This window comes from Acidimicrobiia bacterium (assembly GCA_040881685.1).
Taxonomy (GTDB): domain Bacteria; phylum Actinomycetota; class Acidimicrobiia; order IMCC26256; family PALSA-555; genus SHVJ01.
In genome coordinates this window covers 40,639-60,902 of record JBBECS010000035.1, presented here as the reverse complement: position 1 = coordinate 60,902, position 20,264 = coordinate 40,639, and the positions used below count along the sequence as shown (strand labels likewise).

Here is a 20,264-nt window from a genome sequence, read left to right as displayed (position 1 = left end):
CTACTCGGAGCGGTTTTTGGACGCGTCGATGTATGCCGCGACCTCACCGCCGCCGTGCACGGTGAGGCTTGTCCCCGTGATGTACCTCGCCAACGATGATGCGAGGAACAGGCACGCATCGCCGATGTCGTCGGGATACGCCATGCGCCCCGCAGGCACGGTTGCGCCCACAGCGGCGATGCCTTCTTCGTCGCCGTAGAAGAAGCGCGCCTGCTCGGTGACGATCATGCCTGCGATCACGCCGACGACACGCACCTGGGGTGCGAACACGACGCCGAGCGTCTCGGTCACATTGAGCAGGCCGGCCTTCGCCGCGCCGTAGGCCGCGGCCTCGGGGTTGGCTCGGGTGCCGCTCACGCTCGCGATGTTGATGATCACCCCGCCGTCGGGTTGTTCTTGCATGATCGAGTTCGCCCGTTGCGCGAACACGAGCGGTGCGATGAGGTTGAGGTTGATGATCGCGGTCGAGAACTTTGGTGACGCGGTCGCGGTATCGGCCGGCGGCGATCCGCCCGCGTTGTTCACGAGCACGTCGAGTCGCCCGAAACGCTCGATCGTCGCGGCGATCACGGTGTCGATCTGATCGGGGTCACGCACGTCGGCAGCAACGAACGTCGCCTCGCGCCCATCAGAAGCTGGAAGCGTGTCGGGCTCGTTGCGACAGCACACGAGCACGTCGGCGCCGGCTCCGAGGAAGCGCTCGGTGATGCCGCGTCCAACGCCGCGGCAACCACCCGTCACAATCACCACCTTGCCGCTGAAGTCGAGCGGGTCCGTGGCGGTGGTCACGCCCCGACGGTATCGCCCCTCCCGCTCATGGCCCTTCGGGCCAGGCCGCTGAGGCCCCGCTCGCTGCGGTCGCTCGCTCCGGCTCGCCACTACGCTCCGGCTCGTGATCCGCTCCGACGTGCGCGACCACATCGCGGAAGTGATCATCGACAACCCTCCGGTGAACGCGCTCCCGGTCGCCGGCTTCCAGCAGCTGGCCGAGACGATCCGTCGCCTCGGGAGCGACCCCGACGTACACGTGATGATCATCGCGGCGAACCCCGAGCTGCGGGGCTTCCAGGTCGGCGTCGACATCAAGGAGCTGGCCGCCGATCCCACCAAGCACTCGCTGCTCGAGGTGAGCAAGGGCTGCTGGGACACCTTCGCCGCCATGTACGACTGCGAGGTGCCGGTGATCGCCGCGGTGCACGGCTTCTGCCTCGGCAGTGGAGTGTCGATCGCGGGCAACGCAGACATCGTGGTGGCGGCCGATGACGCACAGTTCGGCGTGCCGGAGGTGGACCGGGGTGCGCTCGGTGTCGGCACGCATCTCGCGCGTCTCGTCCCGCAGCACAAGGTGCGGGCGATGTTCTTCACGGGTCAGATGGTGACCGGGCAGGAGCTGCTGTCGTACGGGACCGTCGAGCGGGTGGTGCCTCGCGCAGAGCTCATGGCCGCGGCGCGCGAGATCGCTCAGGTCATCGCCAAGAAGAGCCCGCTGGTGATCCGGCGCGCCAAGGAGTCGCTGAACATCATCGAGCCGGTGGATGTGAAGCGCGCGTACCGCATCGAGCAGGGGTTCACGTACGAGCTGCAGCTCTGGGGTGACTCCGACGAGCTGCGCCAGGCGTTCGTCGACAAGCGCGAGGCCGATCTCCGGTCCAACGAGGATCTCGGATGACCAAGCCGCGCGTTCCGGTCGTCGACGGGCTCTTCCGTGAAGAGCCCGACGGCTCGGGCCGATTGCTCGGCGGCCGGTGTCCCGCGTGCGGCGGCTCGTTCTTCCCGAAGCAGTGGTCGTTCTGCGCAAACCCGGCGTGCGGCGGCACCGAGCTTGCCGACGTCGAGCTGTCGACGCGCGGCACGCTGTGGTCGTTCACGGACAACCGGTACGCGCCGCCACCGCCGTATCCCGCTCGCGAGCCGTTCGAGCCCTACGGCATCGCTGCGGTCGAGCTCGCCGATGAGCGCATGGTGGTGCTCGGGCAGCTCGCCGCCGGCACGGACATCGCGACGCTGTCGGTCGGCTCGGAGATGCACCTCGTCATCGAGCCACTCTACGAGGACGACGAGTCCGTGCGCACCGTCTGGAAGTGGAAGCCGGCGTGACGGTCGGAGCGCAGCGCAGCCCTGGTCGGACGGCCGTGAGGGCGGAGCGGAGCGACCCATGAAGGAGGAGGTCGTGGTGCTCGGAGCGGGCATGCACCCGTGGGGGAAGTGGGGCAACAGCTTCGTGGAATACGGCGCGGTCGCGGCGCGAGCCGCGCTCGCTGATGCCGGCCTCGAGTGGGCCGACGTGCAGTTCCTCGCCGCCGGGAACACGATGCGCAACGGGTACCCCGGGTACGTCGCCGGATCGACGTTCGCCCAGGCGCTCGGATGGCGAGGGATCCCGGTTTCGTCCACGTACGCCGCGTGCGCATCGGGTGCCGTCGCGATCGAAGCGGCCCGGGCGCGCATCCAGGCGGGCAAGGCCGATGTCGCGCTCGCCGTCGGCGCCGACACCGCACCGCAAGGCTTCTTCGGGCCGCTCCCCGGCGATCGCCCCCAAGACCCGGACTGGCTCCGCTTCCATGTGCTGGGCGCGACGAACCCCACGTACTTCGCGTTGTACGCACGTCGACGCATGGAGATGTACGGCGCGACCTCGAAGGACTTCGCGGCAGTCAAGGTGAAGAACAGTCGTCACGGACTGCACAACCCGAACGCCCGTTATCGCAAGGAGTTCACCGAGGACGAGATCGCCGAGTCGCCCGTCGTCGCCGACCCGCTGCGCCTGGTCGACATCTGTGCCACGAGCGATGGCGGCGCGGCCGTCGTGCTCGCGAGCGCCGACTTCGCGGCGCGTCACGCTGATCGCGCGCGACACGTGCGCGTGGCCGCGGTTTCAACCGTCACGCCCACGTATCCGAACACGTTCCTCGACATGCCCGACATCGCCACCGATTCAGCAGTCGGTGCCGCGCTCCCGGAACGGTCGTTCCGCGACTCGATCGCGCACGCCGCGTACGAAGAAGCGGGGGTCGGACCCGAAGACCTGTCGTGTGCCGAGGTGTACGACCTGTCCACAGCGCTCGAGCTCGACTGGTACGAGAACATCGGTCTCTGCGGGCCGGGTGATGCGGAGTCCCTTCTGCACTCCGGCGCCACGACGCTCGGCGGACGCGTACCGGTGAACCCGAGCGGCGGTCTGGCGTGCTTCGGCGAGGCGATCCCGGCGCAGGCGATCGCCCAGGTGTGCGAGCTCGTCAGCCAGCTTCGCGGCGAAGCAGGGGAGCGGCAGGTCGAAGGAGCCACCGTCGGCCTCTCGATCAACCAAGGCCTCTTCGGTCACGGCTCCAGCGTCATCGTCACCCGCTGACCCCACACCTGGGTGCGTCCCTCACCCGGCTATTCCGGGCTCAAAGACGCACCCCAGTTAGGACATCGGGGCGACCAGGGTCTGCGAGAGCTCGCCGAGCGCGCGCTTGCACGACTCGAGGTCGTCGGCCCACGCCGCGACCACCCAGCGCGACACACCGAGGTCGGCGTAGCGCTTGACGGTGTCCGGCTTGCTACCACGGTTGTAGGTGATCTCGATCGTGTCGGGGTTCCGGCCCGCGTCACGCGCGGCGGTGTTCATCTCGGCGCGTCGCTGTTCGAAGTCATCTGCGTCCAGACCGATCGGGAACCAGCCATCGCCGAGGCGTCCGGCGCGTCGCGCCGCGGCCGCGCTGTGGCCGCCGATGTGGATGGGCACGCCGTCGGACTGCGCAGGCTTCGGGTTGCTCTTGGCCCGGTCGAAGCTCGTGAACTCGCCGTGGAACGTGGCCTCCGGCTCACGCCACAGCACACGCATCGCCTCGATGTACTCGTCGGTGCGTCGTCCGCGATCCTCGAACTTCGTCCCGACCGCCTCGGCCTCCTCGCGGAGCCAGCCGACGCCGATCCCGAGCTGTAACCGGCCTTCGGACAGAGCGTCCACCGTGGCGCACTCCTTCGCACAGATCACCGGGCTGCGCTGGGGGAGGATCAGGACACCGGTGCCGAGCACGAGACGTTCGGTGACACCGGCGAGGAACGCGAGCAGCCCGAGCGGGTCGGGCAGGTCTTCATCCTCGATTCCGATCCGACCCTCGGCGTTGTACGGGTAGATCGAGTCGTACCCCGCGGGGATCACCGCGTGCTCGAACACCCAAATCGACTCGAAGCCCGCATCCTCGGCCACGCGCGCGTACTCCCCGATCATGTCGGGGGACGACAGGAACCGTCCGTGCGCAGGTGGCATCACCCCGAACTTCATGGCGTCACCGTATCGGCCACGGTTCATCTGATGGAGTGTCAGATAGCCTCCTCGCCGCGTGACCGACAAGAGGCTGAACGAAGAGGACGTCGTCGACGAGCTGCGCGACGGCATGACGATCGGCATCGGGGGGTGGGGATCGCGCCGAAAGCCGATGTCGATCGTCCGCGCCATCCTGCGTTCGTCGCTGACTGACCTCACAATCGTCAGCTACGGCGGGCCTGACGTCGGCATGTTGTGCGCGGCAGGGAAGGTGCGCAAGGCCGTATACGGGTTCGTGTCGCTCGACACGATCCCCCTCGAGCCGCATTTCCGCAACGCGCGCCAGAACGGCACGATCGAGGCGATGGAGCTGGACGAGGGCATGCTCCAACTCGGACTCCGCGCTGCCGCGTGGCGCGTCTCCTTTTTGCCGTGCCGCGCTGGAATTGGTTCGGCGATCATGGAGAACAACCCCAACCTGCGCACGGTCACTTCTCCGTATGACGATCGGGAGCTGGTTGCGATGCCGGCGTTGCCACTCGACGTCGCCCTGCTGCACGCGAATCGTGCCGACGCGCGCGGGGACGCCCAGTACCTCGGTCCCGACTGGTACTTCGACGATCTCTTCGCGATGGCAGCCAGCCAGACGTTCGTGTCATGCGAGCGGGTGGTCGAACCAGCGGACTTCGCCCGTGAAGGTGCGCCGGAGACGATTCGGATCAGCCGCCTGTGGACCGATGGTGTGATCGAGGCTCCGCTCGGGGCGCACTTCACGCACTGCGTTCCCGACTACCAACGCGACGAAGCACTCCAGCGCGAATACGCGAGCACCGCGAAGGACGCGGAAGCCTGGGTCGCGTTCCGCACCAAGTGGGTCGACGTGCCGGAACCCGAGTACCGGAAACTCGCGGAAGAGAGCCTGCGGAGCGAGCGAAGCGGATGAAGCGAGCGCAGCGAGCGGAAGTAGCGGAGTGGGAGCGGAGCAAAGGGTGATGAGCGCCGCCACGCTCGCCGAGATCTGCGTCGTCGCGTGCGCAGAGGCGTGGCGCGGTGACGGCGAGATCCTGGCGAGTCCCATCGGGGTGATCCCGACCCTCGGGTCGCGACTGGCGGCACTCACCTTCGAGCCCGATCTCGTGTACACCGACGGCGACGCGTTCCAACTCGGAGCGCCGCTCCCCCCGGACGCGGCGCCCGACGCCGCCAAGGTCGTCGAGGCGTGGATGCCGTTCGGCAAGATGTTCGACGTCGTATGGGCCGGTAAGCGCCACGTGATGATGGGCGCGACCCAGATCGACCAGTTCGGGAATCAGAACATCGCGTGCATCGGCCCGTGGTCGAAGCCAAAGGCCCAGCTGCTCGGCGTTCGTGGTGCCCCTGGGAACACGGTGAATCACCCCACGAGCTACTGGGTGCCCCAGCACTCGACGCGCGTCTTCGTGCCGGCCGTGGACTGCGTGTCGGGTGTTGGCTACAACCGGGCTGCAGCAGCCGGATCCACCGCGTCCGAGTTCCACCAGATCCGCCAGGTCGTGACGAACCTCGCGGTGCTCGACTTCGAGTCACCCGACCACTCGATGCGCGTGCGATCACTCCACCCGGGGGTCACGGTCGAAGCGGTCCAGGAGGCCACCGGTTTCCCGCTCGTCGTGGCGTCCGACGTTCCCGAGACTCGCGTGCCGACCGACGAAGACCTGCGTCTCTTGCGCGAGGTCCTCGACCCTCGAGCCCTCCGCGACGCCGAGGTCGCGCCATGAATCGTTTTGGCGTCGATAGCTGTCGCATACCGACTGTCTGCGACGCCAAAACCAGGGGTCGTTGATGCACGCGGCGCTGCACACGCGGCTGTGCGACCTGTTCGGCGTGCAGTACCCGATCGTGCAGACCGGTATGGGCTGGGTAGCCGGCCCCGGGCTCACGCAGGCCACGAGCAACGCGGGCGGGCTGGGGATCCTCGCCGGTGCGACACTTACGTTCGACGAGCTACGCCCTGCGGTCCAGGAGATCAAGGAGCGGACCGACAGGCCGTTCGGCGTGAACATGCGCGCCGACGCGCCCGACATCGAGGATCGCGCTGATGTGTTGATCGCGGAAGGTGTGCGAGTCGCGAGCTTTGCGAGCCCGCCGCCTGAGCGGATCGTGAAGAAGCTCAAGGACGCAGGGCTCGTGGTCATGCCGACCATCGGCGCCCGTCGCCACGCCGAAAAGGTCGCTGAGCTCGGTGTCGACGCGGTCATCGCGCAAGGCGCCGAAGGTGGTGGGCACACCGGAGTCGTGCCCACCACCTTGCTCGTGCCGCAGGTGGTCGACACCGTCGACATCCCCGTGGTTGCGGCGGGCGGTTTCTTCGATGGGCGCGGCCTGGTCGCGGCGCTCGCGTACGGCGCGGCTGGTGTCGCCATGGGCACACGCTTCCTGCTGACCAAGGAGAGCCGCGTCCCCGACGACGTGAAGTCGGTGTACCTCGACACGCCGGTCACAGGAACGGTCGTGACGCGTGCCATCGACGGCGCGCCGCAGCGCGTGATCCGCACGAAGGTGATCGATCGGCTCGAAGGCGCCGGTCGGCTCATCGCGTTCCCTCGGGCTGCGATCAACGCGCTCCGCTTCCGCAAGCTGACGGGCACGCCGCTGCGTGAGCTCGTCCGTGAGGGCCTTGCCATGAAGCGCAGCCAGGACCTCACCTATGGGCAGATGATGATGGCTGCGAACGCGCCGATGCTCACGAAGGCGTCGATGGTGGACGGCCATCTCGAGACCGGGATCCTGCCCACCGGCATGGGCGTTGGCGTGATCGACGAGCTGCCGACCGTCGCCGAGCTGATCGATCGGATCATCGCCGAGGCCGACGCGACGCTGCGGCGACTGGAGGGTTGACCGTGCAGATCGAAGGGACCGTCGCACCGGGCTTCGAGCCCGTGGCCGACGCATTCGCGAGCAACTTCGACGAGCACGACGAGGTGGGTGCCGCGTGCAGCCTGTATCTCAACGGGGAGCCCGTCGTCGACATCTGGGGTGGGCTCGCCGAGGTCGATCCGCCGCGTCCGTGGGCGAAGGACACGATCGTCATCGTGTACTCGTGCACGAAGGGCGCGACCGCGGTGTGCGCCAACAAGCTCATTCAAGAGGGACGCCTCGATCCGGACGCGCCGGTCGCCGACTACTGGCCGGAGTTCGCGGCCAACGGCAAGTCGAGCATCACCGTGGCGTGGGCGCTGTCGCACCGCGCCGGGCTCGCCGAGGTGCAGGGCGACTTCACGCTCGACGACGTTGCCGCGTGGGATCCGATCGTGGAGGGGATCGCCGCGCAGGCGCCCGTGTGGGATCCGGGAACGAAGCACGGCTACCACACGCGCGCGTACGGCTGGATCGTGGGAGAGATCATCCGTCGCATCACCGGCGTAAGCCCGGGGACCTACTTCTCACAGGAGATCGCGGCACCGTTGGATCTCGACTTCCACATCGGCGTCTCCGAGCAGCTGGACCCGCGCGTCGCCCGCATGTACCCGGTCCAGTACGACGCGGAGACACAGGCGCTCGTCGACGCAGTGCTCAGCGACCAGTCCACGCTCATGGGCCGCGTCATGAGCGGCCCTTCTCAATTGTTCGCCTACAACGACATGTGGAACACGCGCCAGCTGCGCGCCGCGGAGATGCCCTCGTCGAACGGGCACAGCGACGCGCGGTCGCTGGCGCGCATGTACGCGGCGTGCATCGGCGAGGTCGACGGAGTCCGGCTCCTGACCGACGAGACCGTCGAGCGCGCGAGCCAGGTGCTCTCCGACGGGCCTGACTGCGTCGTGGGTCAGCCGTTGACGATCGGCCTCGGGTTCATGCTGGCGCCGACGTTCCCTCCGGGCGTTGGCCCGCGGACGTTTGGCCACTCGGGCGCCGGCGGTTCGACCGCGTTCGCCGATCCCAACCGGGGGCTCGGGTTCGCCTACGTCATGAGTCAGATGAAGATGTCGATGACGAACCTCGATCCGAGGGGCGGCGCGCTGGTCAAGGCCGCATACGAGGCGCTCTCGTGAGCATCACCCTCGACGAAGCCCGCGCCGTCTACGAGCGGCGGCGCATTGCGTGGCTGGCCGAGGACCTTGACGGGTACCTCGCATGCTTCGCCGAGGACGTCGTGCTCGAGACCCCGAATCGAACAGTGCGTGGCCACGGCGAGTACGAGCCAATGGCGCGACAGTCGTTCCAATGGGCCAAGCCGGTGTCGTTCGACTTCCACCATCTCGCCGTCGGTGACGACAACGTCGTGATGTGCGACTGGACGATCACCGTCGCGCGGCGCAGTGACGGCGGTGAGATCACCTGGCGCGGCATGAACGTGTGCGAGCTGCGCGACGGCGTGATCGTGTGGTGGCGCGAGTACTACGACGACCCGGCTGCATTGGCTCGCTCCGCTCAGGGCGAGTAGTCGTGGATCTCACGTTCACACCCGCAGAGGACGCATTCCGCGCGGAGAGCCGGGCTTGGCTCGAGGCCAACGTGCCGCACGGGCTGCGGTCGGGCGACACGCGCGACGGTTTCGCGGCGCATCTCGAGTGGGAGCGCGCACTGCACGAAGCGCGCTTTGCTGTCGTGTCTTGGCCCGATGAGTACGGCGGGCGTGGCGCGACGCCCATGGAGTGGCTCATCTTCGAAGAGGAGTACTACCGGGCCGGTGGGCCGCAGCGCGTGACCCAGAACGGGATCTTCCTGCTCGCACCGACGGTCTTCGAGTTCGGAACGAAGGAGCAGCAGGACCGGATCCTGCCGCGGATGGCCGCGGCGGAGGACCTGTGGTGTCAGGGGTGGTCGGAGCCGAACGCGGGCAGCGACCTTGCGGCCATCCAGAGCAAGGCAGTGCGCGACGAAGCCAGCGGGGGTTGGCGCCTCAGCGGGCAGAAGACCTGGACTACACGCGGCGCGTTCTGCACCCACCTGTTCGGCCTCTTCCGCAGCGACCCCGAAGCCGAACGGCACCGCGGCCTCACGTACTTCCTCGTCCCGCTCGATGCGCCGGGGGTGACGGTGCGCGGGTTCGGTCGGCTCGACGGCGACGAAGGCTTCGCCGAGGTGTTCCTCGACGACGTGTTCGTGCCGGACGCCGACGTGCTCGGCGCGGTGCACGAAGGTTGGGGCGTCGCGATGGTCACGACGAGCTCCGAGCGCGGTCTCACTTTGCGAAGCCCGGGGCGGTTCACGGCCACCGCGGCGCGCCTGATCGACTTGTGGCGCGAGCGGGCTGATCCCGATGAAGCGCGACTCCGCGACGCGGTGACGCGCGCGTCGATTGACGCCGAAGCCTATCGATGGCAGACGTTTCTCACCGTGACGCGCATGACCGCCGGTGAGCAGCTCGGCCCCGAGTCGAGCCTGACCAAAGTGTTCTGGTCCGACCTCGACGTGCGAATGCACGAGACCGCGCTCGAGCTGCTCGGCGTCGATGCCGAGCGCGACGACACGGGCTGGATGAAGGGCTACCAGTTCGCACTCTCCGGGCCGATCTATGCCGGCACGAACGAGATCCAGCGCAACCTGATCGCTGAGCGCGTGCTCGGTTTACCGCGTAGGTAGCGATGAGGTTCGCGTTCACCGAAGAGCAGCTCGCCTTCCGCGACGCCGTGCGAGACCTGCTCGCGCGCGAGTGTCCCCCCTCGGTCGTCCGCGACGCGTGGACGAACAGCAGCGGGCGCACCGACAAGGTGTGGAGTCGACTCGCGGAGATGGGCGTGCTGGGTGCTGCGCTCGAGCTGCGAGACATCGACGTTGTGCTCGTGCTCGAAGAGACCGGGTATGCAGCCGTACCGGAGCCTGTCGTCGAGCACGCGGTCGTGGCGACGCCGCTGCTTGCTGACCCCGGCAGTGCGAGGGCGGGTGAGATCACCGTGGTCACCGCCTTCGAAGGGCAGGGTCCGGTTGTGTACGCGGACAGCGCCGACACGGTCGTGATGGGTAGCGAAGCCGGCGTGGTGGTCCTCGAAGACTTCGACGTTGCACCGATCGCGACCTCTGTCGACGGATCGCGTCGGCTCGGTGAAGTTACCGGCTCAGGTGCGCGCGTGGCCGATGCCGACGCGTTTCACCGTGCGTTCGATCGGGGGGCGCTCGGCACCGCGGCGCAGCTCATCGGTTTGACGCGCCGGATGCTCGACATGACCGTGGCCTATGTCATCGAACGTCAGCAGTTCGGTGCCCCGGTCGGCAGCTTCCAAGCGGTGAAGCACCACCTCGCGGATGCTCGCATCGCGCTGGAGTTCGCGCGGCCGCTCGTGTACCGGGCAGCGTGGTCGATGAGCGAGGGTGAGTCCGAATCCCCGGTCCACGTGTCGATGGCCAAGGCGTCGGCCGGGGACGCGGCGCTCCTCACGGCGGGCAAGGCCCTCCAGTGTCACGGGGCGATCGGCTACTCCTTCGAGTACGACCTGCACCTCTTCATGAAGCGCGCATGGGCCCTGGCCGCGACCTGGGGTGACGCGGCTTGGCACCGGGCCCGCGTCGGACGCGCGATCCTCTAACCCTGGAGAAAGGTTGGTTCCCGATGCCCGAGGCCTACATCGTCGACGCTGCTCGCACCGCGGTCGGGAAGAAGGGCGGCGGGTTGTCGCACGTCCACCCGGCCGACCTGGGTGCGCACGTGATCAAGGCCGTGGTCGAGCGCAACGACCTCGACCCGCTCGCCGTCGAAGACGTGTTCCTTGGCGTCGTCGACCAACTCGGTCCGCAGGCCGGCGACCTCGCCCGCACCTGCTGGTTGGCCGCCGGCTACCCCGAGGAGGTCCCGGGCACGACGATCGACCGCCAGTGCGGGTCGTCGCAACAAGCGCTCCACTTCGCTGCGCAGGCGGTCATGAGCGGCACCAACGACGTCATCGTCGCCGGCGGCGTGCAGAACATGAGCATGATCCCGATCGCGTACGCGCTGACCGCCACGGAGCCGCTCGGCTTCAGCGATCCCTTCTCGGGCTCGGAAGGTTGGGTCGCGCGCTACGGAACGCAGGAGGTGTCACAGTTCCGCGGCGCCGAGATGATCGCGGACAAGTGGGGCATCTCCCGTGAGGAGATGGAAGCGTTCGCTCTCGAGAGTCATGAGCGTGCCATCCGCGCCCAGGACGAAGGCCGGTTCGATCCTGAGATCGTCCCGCTGGCTGGCATCGACACTGACGAAGGGCCGCGACGGGGCACGTCGCTCGAGAAGATGGCGCAGCTGCCCGCGCTCGTCGAGGGTGGCCGGCTGACCGCCGCGGTCTCGTCGCAGCTCTCCGACGCCGCCACCGCCACGTTGGTCGTCTCCGAGGCCGCGCTCAAGACTCATGGCCTGAAGCCGCGCGCGCGGATCCACCACCTCTCCGTGCGTGGCGCCGACCCGATCTTCATGCTCACCGCACCGATTCCCGCGACTGCGTACGCGTTGGAGAAGAGCGGAATGTCGCTCGATGACATCGACCTGGTCGAGATCAACGAGGCGTTCGCGTCGGTGGTGCTCGCTTGGCAGCGAGAGACAGGCGCCGACCTCGAGAAGGTGAACGTCAACGGCGGCGCGATCGCGCTCGGGCACCCGCTCGGCGCCACCGGCACGCGTCTCATGACCACCTTGCTCAACGAGCTCGAGCGCACCGGTGGCCGCTACGGACTGCAGACGATGTGCGAGGGCGGCGGCCAGGCCAACGTCACGATCATCGAGCGCCTGCCGTAGGCGCGACCCCGCGCGCCGCTAGTCGACGGGAAGTCGAGGCAGCGCGAGGCGGATCGCCTTCTGCGCCTTCTTCGACAGCTTGCCCTCGGGCGACTCGGAGTTCTCCACGGTCACATCCACCGACTGCTCGCCGCTGAACGCCACCACCTGACCGAAGCCAAGGTCATAGGCGACGTCACCGAGTCCTTCGAGTATCTCGGACCCCTCATATTGTCCACGGAGCGAGTCGGGGATCGGACCCCACGTGATCACGACCTGGAGTGGTGCCCCCGATGCCTCGAGCACCTCAGAGTCGAACTCGTTCGTCTTGTACGTGCAGGTTTGGGCGCCGCTGTCCTTGTCGACCTTGTTCTTGGTCTTGGTGACCTTGGCGCCGAGGATCTTGGACACCTCCTTCTTCGTCGCGAGCGCGCACCCGCCGACACCTCCCACAGCGCCGACCGGTGCTACCCATCCCAAGACGACAGCGATGGTGGCGAGTGCAACCACGCTGGTCGTCGTTCCGCGCTGCCTCACGTGCTTGCCTCCACCAACGTCGCGTACTCGTCGAGGACGGGTGTGACGGTGTTGGCGTCGCCACCCGGTACCCGCAGGACGACTTCGTCGATCCCGATGCTCGCGTAGTAGTCGAGCTTGCCCGGATCTGGGAGCGTGCCGAACGGCACGACCCGCAGCGCGGCGGGGTCGCGACCGGCCGTGTCGCACGCCCGGTGGAGGTCGGGGAGCGCGGCGCGCACACCAGCGCCCCCGATCGGGATCCACCCGTCGCCGTACTCGGCGATGTGAGCGAACAGCTTCGGCCCGGGTGTTCCGCCGAAGAGCACCGGCGGCCCGCCCGTCTGCACCGGCTTCGGCCACGCCCACGAGGGTCCGAAGTGCACGAGATCGCCTTGGAACTCCGCAACGTCGTGTGTCCACAGCGCCTTCATCGCGAGCACGTGCTCTCGTGCGAGATCGCGCCGGGTGGCGAAGTCGACGCCGTGGTGCTCGATCTCGTCACGGTTCCAGCCGAACCCGACACCGAGCTCGACGCGTCCATTCGAGATCTGGTCGAGGGTGGCCACCGCCTTGGCCGTCACCAGCGGATCGCGCTGTGCCACGACGCAGATACCCGTTCCGAGTCGGATCCGTTCCGTGGCCGCCGCCGCCGCGCCGAGCGCAACGAACGGATCGACGGTGCGGGAGTACTCCTCCGAGAGCTTGCCGTCACCGGTCGGTGGGGGTGTGAGACGGCTGGTGGGGATGTGCGTGTGCTCCGGGATGTACAGAGAGTGCAACCCGCGTTCCTCCGCGGCGCGCGCGAGCTCGTGCACGGACATCGTGAGGTCGGTCGCGAACATCGTGATCCCGAAATGCATCGCGGTACGGTAATCCTTCATGAGCATCTGCGATGGGCGTGTGGTGATCGTCACCGGTGCGGGTCGAGGGCTCGGCCGTGAGCATGCGCTCGAGTTCGCGCGCCAGGGCGCTCGCGTCGTCGTGAACGACTATGGCGTCGCTCGCGATGGCACTGAGCCGTCGAGCGAAGCAGCCAACGAGGTTGTCGAGGAGATTCGCGACACCGGAGGCGAAGCCGTCGCCAACGCCGATGACGTCTCGAGCTGGGACGGCGCGGCGCGGATGGTGCAGATCGCTCTCGACGAGTTCGGTGGCCTCGACGTTCTCGTGAATAACGCCGGGATCGTGCGCGACCGGATGATCGTGAGCACGGGCGAGGACGAGTGGGACGACGTCGTGCGTGTGCACCTCAAGGGCCACTTCGCCCCGACTCGTCATGCAGCCGGATATTGGCGCGATCGCTCGAAGGCCGGCGACTCCGTCGACGCCTGCATCATCAACACCAGTAGCGGCGCGGGGCTCCTCGGCAGCATGGGCCAGGGGGCCTACAGCGCGGCCAAGGGTGGCATCGCGGCGCTCACTCTCGTGACGGCGGCCGAGCTCGCACGTTACGGGGTGACGGCGAACGCGATTGCGCCGTCGGCACGCACGCGCCTCACCGAGGACGCCTTCGCCTACATGATGAAGAAGCCAGAATCCGGCTTCGACGCCATGGATCCTACGAACGTCTCACCACTCGTCGTCTGGCTCGGGAGTACCGAAGCCCGCGACGTGACGGGCTGTGTGTTCGAGCTCGAGGGGGGCGTCGTGAGCGTCGCCGACGGATGGCACCACGGACCGCGGCGGGTCAAGAAGGGGCGCTGGGACCCCGCGGAGCTCGGCCCCGTCGTGCACGACCTGCTCAGCGAGCTGCGCGCGCCAGACCCCGTGTACGGCACCGCGTAGCGGAGGCGCTCAGGCGGCTTCGAGCTCAAACATGGCGGTGAGGACGATCGGGATGACCTTACGGACGCGGAGGCCGGCGCGGGCGAAAAGGGCGTCGAACTCGGCGCGGGTTCGCTCCCGGCCCGCGCCGGTGTCGACGAGCATCTCGAGGTCGGTCGACTTTGCGAAGTGGGCGCCGTCGTGCTCAGGCATCGTGAACTCGAGCACGAGGACACGACCACCAGGAGCCATCGCGTCACGACAGTTCGACAGGAACCGCACGCACGACTCGTCGTCCCAGTCATGGACGATCGCTTGGAGCACATAGCGGTCGCAACCCTCCGGCACCGCCGCGAAGAAGTCGCCACCGATCACCTCGACGCGGTCAGCGACACCGGCGGCCTCCAACACCGGGCCCGACTTCGCCACGACAGTGGGCAGATCGAACAGGACTCCCCGTAGGTACTCTTGCGGAGCGAGGATCGCGGAGAGGAGCGTGCCGGTGCCACCACCCACGTCACACACCCGCGTGCACGCGCTCCAGTCGTACTTTCGCGCCACCACACCCATCTGCACCGCCGACGCCGACTCCATCGCTTCGTCGAACACGGCACCGGCTGCGGGGTTCACCTCGGTGAGGTACTCCCAGAACGGCCGACCGAGCGCAACCTCGGTGGCGGCGCCTCCGGTTCGCACCGAGTGCTCGAGGTGGTTCCAGATGTCGACGTGCCAGTCGGCGCCGATGAACCTCGCCCAGGCCCGCGCGGAACCGTCGAGATCGCGCAGGAGCTCCGAGCGCTTGTTGTTCCGGAAGCGGCCGTCGCGCGTCGTGCGGAAGAAGCCGCGACTCACCAGGTAACGTAGGACGCGCGTGAGTGCGTCGGCATCGGCGGAGCAAGCCGCGCCGAGCGCGTCGCCCGTCATCGGCCCGACTGCGAGTTGATCCGCGACGCCGAGCTCCGCGACCACGCCGAGTGTTTTCGTGTCGATGACCCCGAGCGTGGTTTCGAGGAGCACGACCTCGGGCGGGACCATTCCCCGGTGGACGCCCGCGATGCCGTTGCGCACCGCGAGCAGCGGCCGTATCAACCAGGCCGGCGGGACGCGTGCCGTCCGCTGCCCCGGCACTGGGTTCGCCTAGGCCAGTCGCTCGATGATCATCGCCATGCCCTGGCCGCCACCGACGCACATGGTCTCGAGTCCGTAGCGTCCGCCTCGGTCGTCGAGCCCGTTGAGCAGCGTGGCCATGATGCGCGCGCCGGTCATGCCGAAGGGGTGACCGAGTGCGATCGCGCCACCGTTCACGTTCAGCTTCTCCCACGGGACGCCGAGCTGGTCGGCCGACGGGATCACCTGCGCAGCGAACGCCTCGTTGATCTCCACGAGGTCGATCTGATCGATCGTCATCCCCGCGCGCTCGAGTGCCTGACGGCTCGCGCCGATCGGTCCGAGACCCATGATCTCGGGGTCGATCGCCGAGACGCCTGATGCGACGATGCGCGCCAGCGGCGTGATGCCGAGGTCCTTCGCACGGGTGTCGCTCATGACGATGGTCGTCGCTGCACCGTCGTTCAGCGGGCACGCATTCCCCGCGGTGACCGTACCGTCGGGTCGGAACACCGGCTGCAGCTGGGCGAGCTTCTCGACGGTCGTGTCGGGGCGCGGACCGTCGTCGACGCTTACGACCGTGCCGTCGGGAGCGGTGACGGGCGTGATCTCGCGCTCGAAGAAGCCGTTCTTCTGTGCTTCTACAGCGCGGGTCTGTGACAACGCCGCGAACTCGTCCATGCGCTCGCGCGTGACGCTCTCGTGCTCGGCGACGTTCTCCGCGGTGTCACCCATGCCGAGGTACACGTCGGGGAGACCCGTCGGCGGCGTCCACGGGCCTTGACCGCCCTTGGTGCGCTGCGCCGTACGCGCCTCGGCGTCCGCGAACACCGGGTTGTGCGTGTCGGGTAAGCCGTCGGACATGCCCTTGAGGAAGCGGCTGACCGTCTCGACGCCGCCGGCGACGAACACATCACCTTCACCGGCCTTGATCGCGTGTGCCGCCATGCGAATCGTCTGGAGCGAAGACGAGCAGTAGCGATTGACGGTCACGCCGGGGGCGTCGAGGTCAGCGAGGATCGCGACGACGCGGGCAACGTTGTAGCCCGACTCGCCCGCCGGCTGGCCGCAGCCCCACAGGACGTCTTCGACCTCGGCCGGGTCGAGCGCCGGGACTTTCGCGAGCGCAGCCTTGACGATTCCAGCGGAGAGGTCGTCGGGTCGGCAGTCGACGAGCGAACCCTTGTTGGCCCTCCCGATTGGCGTTCGGGTGGCGGCGACGATCACGGCTTCGAGCATGGGATCAGGCTCCTGAGCGATGCTGGGCGGGTCCCTTTGTACATCCGACTCCCGACCTGGAGCGAACTAGAGGAACGAGCGAGCGAGGGGGATTCGTGGTCGACGCTGCGAACGACTACCAGCCGATCGAGGACTACGGGATCATCGGCGACCTCCACACGGTCGCGCTCGTCGGCAAGAACGGCTCCATCGACTTCATGTCCTTCCCACGGTTCGACTCGCCGACCATCTTCTGCGGGTTGCTCGACCGCGAACGCGGCGGTCGATTCTCGATCAGCCCATGCCTGGATGGCGCGCGCAAGCAGCTCTACCTCCCCGACACGAACGTGCTCATCACACGCTTCCTCGCAGCCGAGGGGGTCGCGGAGGTCTCCGACTTCATGCCGATCGGCATCCATCCTCACGACCATCCGCGGATTCTGGTGCGGCGCGTCAAGACCGTGCGCGGCAACGTGAGCTTCGACCTGCATTTCGGTCCGCGCTTCGATTACGCCCGCGCCGAGCACACCGTGGAGCAACGCGACGGCGAGGTGGTCTTCACGTCGAAGGGCGCCGACGGCACTGCCGTCCGTTTGCGCACCGCCGTGCCCGTCACCATCGACGCGAACGGCGCGGCCGTCGCCAGGTTCGAGCTCCGCGCCGGCGAGACCGCGGCCTTCGTGATGGAGGAGGCCGAGCCGGGCATGCCGAGCCCGACCGAAGCACCCGACTACGTGACCCGCGCGTTCAAGGACACCGTGAACTTCTGGCGCACGTGGATCGGGCGCTCGCAGTACACCGGGCGGTGGCGCGAGATCGTCAACCGCTCCGCACTCGTCCTCAAGCTCCTCGTGTCGCAGACGCATGGATCACTGCTGGCGGCCGCCACCTTTGGCCTCCCCGAGGAGATCGGAGGCGAGCGCAACTGGGACTACCGGTACACCTGGATCCGCGACGCGTCGTTCACGCTCTACGCGCTCATCCGCCTCGGGTACACCGATGAGGCCGGGGCGTTCATGCGGTGGATCTACGACCGCTGCATGGAGCTCAACCCCGACGGATCCATGCAGATCATGTACGGCCATGACGGGCGGACGACACTGACCGAGGAGACGCTCCCCCACCTCGAGGGCTATCGGGGGTCCAAGCCGGTGCGCATCGGCAACGGCGCCTACGACCAGCTCCAGCTCGACATCTATGGCGAGCTCATGGACGCCGTCTACCTCTACAACAAGTACGGCGAGCCGATCCCGCACGATCTGTGGGTCAACCTCGTGCGACTGGTCGACTGGGTGACCGAGCACTGGCAGCTCCCGGACGAAGGGGTGTGGGAGGTGCGCGGCGGTCGACAGGAGTTCCTGTACTCGCGGCTGATGTGCTGGGTTGCGGTCGACCGAGGCATCCGGCTCGCCGATCGGCGGTCGCTGCCGTATCCGCATGACAAATGGCGATCGACGCGCGACGCGATTTACGACGACATCATGACAAGCTTCTGGAATCCCGAACGTGGGTGCTTCGTACAGCACAAGGGGGCGACCACGGTCGACGCGTCGAACCTCTTGATGCCGATGGTGAAGTTCATCAGCCCGACGGATCCCCGGTGGCTCTCGACGTTGCGGGTAATGGACAAGGACCTCGTCGACGACTCGCTCGTGTACCGCTATCGCACGGGCGATGCTGCGAGTGACGGGCTCGTGGGCGACGAGGGCACGTTCAACATGTGCTCGTTCTGGTACTCAGAGGTGCTGGCGCGCTCCGGCGACGTGCAGAAGGGCCGCTTCTTCTTCGAGAAGATGCTCGGCTACGCCAATCATCTCGGGTTGTACGGCGAGGAGCTCGGTGCGCACGGTGAGCACCTCGGCAACTTCCCACAGGCGTTCACGCATCTCGGCTTGATCAGCGCCGCGTACGCGATCGACCGGAAGCTCTCCGACGCGGGCTGGGCGGGCTGACCTTCTCCAGGGTCCGACATACAGTGCCGCCGATGATCCCGACCCGCAGCCGCGTCTCCGCGCTCGCCGTGATCGCGGCGACGGTTGCCGCGGTCGCGCTCCCGGCCAACGCGGCCGGCCCTGCCCGCACGCCCGCGGGCGGCGAGCCGAAGCGCGGGGGAACGATCTCGTTCGGGCTCGAGGCCGAGACCGACACCGTCAACGGGTACTGCCTGCCGGCCGGGCAATACGCCGCATCCGGGATCCAGGTGATCAACGCCGTCTACGACACGTTGATCACGATCAACCGCAAGGGCGAGTACGTGCCGTACCTCGCGAAGTCGGTGGAGCCGAACGAGGACTACACGGTGTGGACGATCACCCTCCGCGAAGGTGTGCAGTTCCACGACGGCACCGCACTCGACGCGTCGGTCGTGAAGTTCAACCTCGATACGTACCGCGGTGCCAACCCCGAGATCGCGGCGCCGCTCAACACGTTCACGTTCCGAGACGTCGAGAGCGTCGAAGTTGCCGATCCTCTGACCGTCGTCGTCACGACGAAGCGCCCGTGGGTCGCCTTCCCGGCGTTCCTGTTCGGGTCGGGGCGCATCGGCATCGCTGCGCCGGCGCAGCTCGCCGACGAGTCCGCGTGCGCCACGAACCTCATCGGCACGGGTCCCTTCAAGTTCGTGCGATGGATCCCGGGGGAGTCGCTCACCGTCGAACGCAACAGCTCCTACTGGCGCGAGGGCTTTCCGTACCTCGACGGGATCACGTTCTTGCCGCTGCCCGAGGCGCAGCAGCGGGTGACCGGTCTGCTGGGCGGCGATATCGACGTGATCCACACGAGCAGCGGGATCCAGATCGTCGAGCTGGAGAAGCACGAGAAGAACGGTGAGGTCGACCTCGTGGTGTCGGATCGCGGGGCCGAAGTTGCCTACGGGATGCTCAACGTGTCGCGGCCCCCGTTCGACGACATCACCGCTCGTCGGGCGGTTGCGTACGCCGGGAGCGCGGAGGAGCTGAACAACATCCGCAACAAGGGCTTGCTCACGATCGCAGGGGGACCGTTCGCGCCGGGGTCATCCGCGTACGTGGACTACCCCGATCGGATCACACAGAACGTGAAGAAGGCGCGAAAGCTCGTCGGGCAGTACGAGCGCGAGCACGGCGAACCGCTCGCGTTCACCTACCTGACCGCGAACGACGCGGAGAACCTCGCGCTGACCGAGCTCGTCCAGGATCAGCAGCGCAAAGCCGGCATCGAGATGACCATCGAGCCCGTCGCGCAGGCGAACCTGATCAGCAGGGTGATCGGCGGCGACTTCCAGCAAGCGGGCTTCCGCAACCACCCGGGGGGCGATCCCGACACGCAGTACGTGTGGTGGCACAGCGGTTCGTTGGTGAACTTCGGGCGGATCGACGACCCCGTCATCGACGACCTGCTCGACCGCGGCCGGGAGGAGTCCGATCCCAAGGCGCGCGCCAAGATCTACCGCGACCTCAACCGGCGATTCGCCAGCCAGCTCTACAACCTCTGGGTCTGGTACACGCTCTGGGCGAACGCGTCGGCCACCGACGTGCGCGGTGTGGCCGGCCCGCCGCTCCCCGACGGTCACGGCAAGCCCAGCACCTTGTTCGCCGGGGTCATCCCCGTCGTCGGTCTCTCCCGAACGGGCTAGCTGCTAGCGCCTCCATGGTCGCCGGCGCAAGCGCCGGCTCATAGGCCAGCGGTCGGCAAAAGCCGCCGCTAGCCGCCTCCATGGTCGCCGGCGCAAGCGCCGGCTCATAGGCCAGCGGTCGGCAAAAG

20 protein-coding genes are annotated in these 20,264 nt (G+C 67.8%); 14 read left to right on the top strand and 6 right to left on the bottom strand.

Annotation, left to right across the window (positions count from 1 at the left end):
- Nucleotides 1-789, bottom strand: a complete 789-nt coding sequence (locus tag WEE69_08155) for an SDR family oxidoreductase (protein MEX1145261.1) — start codon at nt 787-789, stop codon at nt 1-3.
- Nucleotides 790-892: 103 nt separating this feature from the next.
- Here WEE69_08155 and WEE69_08150 point away from each other — a divergent pair, with 103 nt between their 5' ends.
- From WEE69_08150 to WEE69_08140, 3 genes are read left to right on the top strand one after another with little or no spacing between them, the layout of a single operon-like run.
- Complete coding sequence (locus tag WEE69_08150; GenBank protein MEX1145260.1) at nt 893-1,669, top strand: enoyl-CoA hydratase family protein; 777 nt, start codon at nt 893-895, stop codon at nt 1,667-1,669.
- Nucleotides 1,666-2,097, top strand: a complete 432-nt coding sequence (locus tag WEE69_08145) for an OB-fold domain-containing protein (GenBank protein ID MEX1145259.1) — start codon at nt 1,666-1,668, stop codon at nt 2,095-2,097. The genes WEE69_08150 and WEE69_08145 overlap by 4 nt, the downstream gene beginning before the upstream one ends.
- A 58-nt stretch (nt 2,098-2,155) precedes the next feature.
- Entirely contained in the window at nt 2,156-3,349 is a 1,194-nt protein-coding gene (locus WEE69_08140; GenBank protein MEX1145258.1) for a lipid-transfer protein, read from the top strand.
- A gap of 57 nt (nt 3,350-3,406) precedes the next feature.
- Here the strand turns inward: WEE69_08140 and WEE69_08135 are convergent, their stop codons facing one another.
- Nucleotides 3,407-4,270 (bottom strand): LLM class F420-dependent oxidoreductase, encoded by an 864-nt coding sequence (locus WEE69_08135; protein MEX1145257.1) that lies wholly within the window; start codon nt 4,268-4,270, stop codon nt 3,407-3,409.
- 58 nt (nt 4,271-4,328) lie between these two features.
- Between WEE69_08135 and WEE69_08130 the strand changes: the two genes are divergently transcribed.
- The 8 genes from WEE69_08130 (at nt 4,329) to WEE69_08095 (ending at nt 11,936) form a co-directional block, all read left to right on the top strand.
- Nucleotides 4,329-5,195: a CoA-transferase gene (locus WEE69_08130; GenBank protein ID MEX1145256.1), complete on the top strand. Its 867-nt coding sequence runs from the start codon at nt 4,329-4,331 to the stop codon at nt 5,193-5,195.
- A gap of 49 nt (nt 5,196-5,244) precedes the next feature.
- Complete coding sequence (locus WEE69_08125; protein ID MEX1145255.1) at nt 5,245-6,009, top strand: CoA-transferase; 765 nt, start codon at nt 5,245-5,247, stop codon at nt 6,007-6,009.
- A gap of 64 nt (nt 6,010-6,073) precedes the next feature.
- Nucleotides 6,074-7,129: a nitronate monooxygenase gene (locus WEE69_08120; GenBank protein ID MEX1145254.1), complete on the top strand. Its 1,056-nt coding sequence runs from the start codon at nt 6,074-6,076 to the stop codon at nt 7,127-7,129.
- A 2-nt stretch (nt 7,130-7,131) separates the two neighbouring features.
- Nucleotides 7,132-8,283: a serine hydrolase domain-containing protein gene (locus WEE69_08115; GenBank protein ID MEX1145253.1), complete on the top strand. Its 1,152-nt coding sequence runs from the start codon at nt 7,132-7,134 to the stop codon at nt 8,281-8,283.
- On the top strand, nt 8,280-8,675 hold the full coding sequence (locus WEE69_08110) for a nuclear transport factor 2 family protein (GenBank protein MEX1145252.1): 396 nt from the start codon (nt 8,280-8,282) through the stop codon (nt 8,673-8,675). Before WEE69_08115 ends, WEE69_08110 begins: the two co-directional genes overlap by 4 nt.
- Before the next feature lie 2 nt (nt 8,676-8,677).
- Nucleotides 8,678-9,817 carry an acyl-CoA dehydrogenase family protein gene (locus WEE69_08105; protein MEX1145251.1) on the top strand — a complete coding sequence of 380 codons (1,140 nt, stop codon included), beginning with the start codon at nt 8,678-8,680 and terminating at the stop codon, nt 9,815-9,817.
- A 2-nt stretch (nt 9,818-9,819) separates the two neighbouring features.
- Entirely contained in the window at nt 9,820-10,758 is a 939-nt protein-coding gene (locus WEE69_08100; GenBank protein ID MEX1145250.1) for an acyl-CoA dehydrogenase family protein, read from the top strand.
- Between the two features lie 23 nt (nt 10,759-10,781).
- Nucleotides 10,782-11,936 (top strand): acetyl-CoA C-acetyltransferase, encoded by a 1,155-nt coding sequence (locus WEE69_08095; GenBank protein ID MEX1145249.1) that lies wholly within the window; start codon nt 10,782-10,784, stop codon nt 11,934-11,936.
- 18 nt (nt 11,937-11,954) lie between these two features.
- On the opposite strand, the gene WEE69_08090 is transcribed toward WEE69_08095, so the two are convergent.
- Nucleotides 11,955-12,452, bottom strand: coding sequence for a hypothetical protein (locus WEE69_08090; protein ID MEX1145248.1), 498 nt, complete (start codon nt 12,450-12,452; stop codon nt 11,955-11,957).
- Nucleotides 12,449-13,294 carry an LLM class F420-dependent oxidoreductase gene (locus WEE69_08085; GenBank protein MEX1145247.1) on the bottom strand — a complete coding sequence of 282 codons (846 nt, stop codon included), beginning with the start codon at nt 13,292-13,294 and terminating at the stop codon, nt 12,449-12,451. The genes WEE69_08090 and WEE69_08085 overlap by 4 nt, the downstream gene beginning before the upstream one ends.
- Nucleotides 13,295-13,313: 19 nt before the next feature.
- Here WEE69_08085 and WEE69_08080 point away from each other — a divergent pair, with 19 nt between their 5' ends.
- Nucleotides 13,314-14,219: an SDR family oxidoreductase gene (locus WEE69_08080; GenBank protein ID MEX1145246.1), complete on the top strand. Its 906-nt coding sequence runs from the start codon at nt 13,314-13,316 to the stop codon at nt 14,217-14,219.
- Between the two features lie 9 nt (nt 14,220-14,228).
- Here WEE69_08080 and WEE69_08075 read toward each other — a convergent pair whose 3' ends face one another.
- Entirely contained in the window at nt 14,229-15,326 is a 1,098-nt protein-coding gene (locus WEE69_08075) for a methyltransferase (protein ID MEX1145245.1), read from the bottom strand.
- A 9-nt stretch (nt 15,327-15,335) separates the two neighbouring features.
- Complete coding sequence (locus tag WEE69_08070; GenBank protein ID MEX1145244.1) at nt 15,336-16,544, bottom strand: acetyl-CoA C-acetyltransferase; 1,209 nt, start codon at nt 16,542-16,544, stop codon at nt 15,336-15,338.
- A 95-nt stretch (nt 16,545-16,639) separates the two neighbouring features.
- Between WEE69_08070 and WEE69_08065 the strand changes: the two genes are divergently transcribed.
- Together WEE69_08065 and WEE69_08060 are read left to right on the top strand one after the other, a co-directional pair.
- Nucleotides 16,640-18,475 (top strand): glycoside hydrolase family 15 protein, encoded by a 1,836-nt coding sequence (locus WEE69_08065; GenBank protein ID MEX1145243.1) that lies wholly within the window; start codon nt 16,640-16,642, stop codon nt 18,473-18,475.
- 32 nt (nt 18,476-18,507) lie between these two features.
- Complete coding sequence (locus tag WEE69_08060; protein MEX1145242.1) at nt 18,508-20,136, top strand: ABC transporter substrate-binding protein; 1,629 nt, start codon at nt 18,508-18,510, stop codon at nt 20,134-20,136.
- The last annotated feature ends 128 nt before the right edge of the window (nt 20,137-20,264 follow it).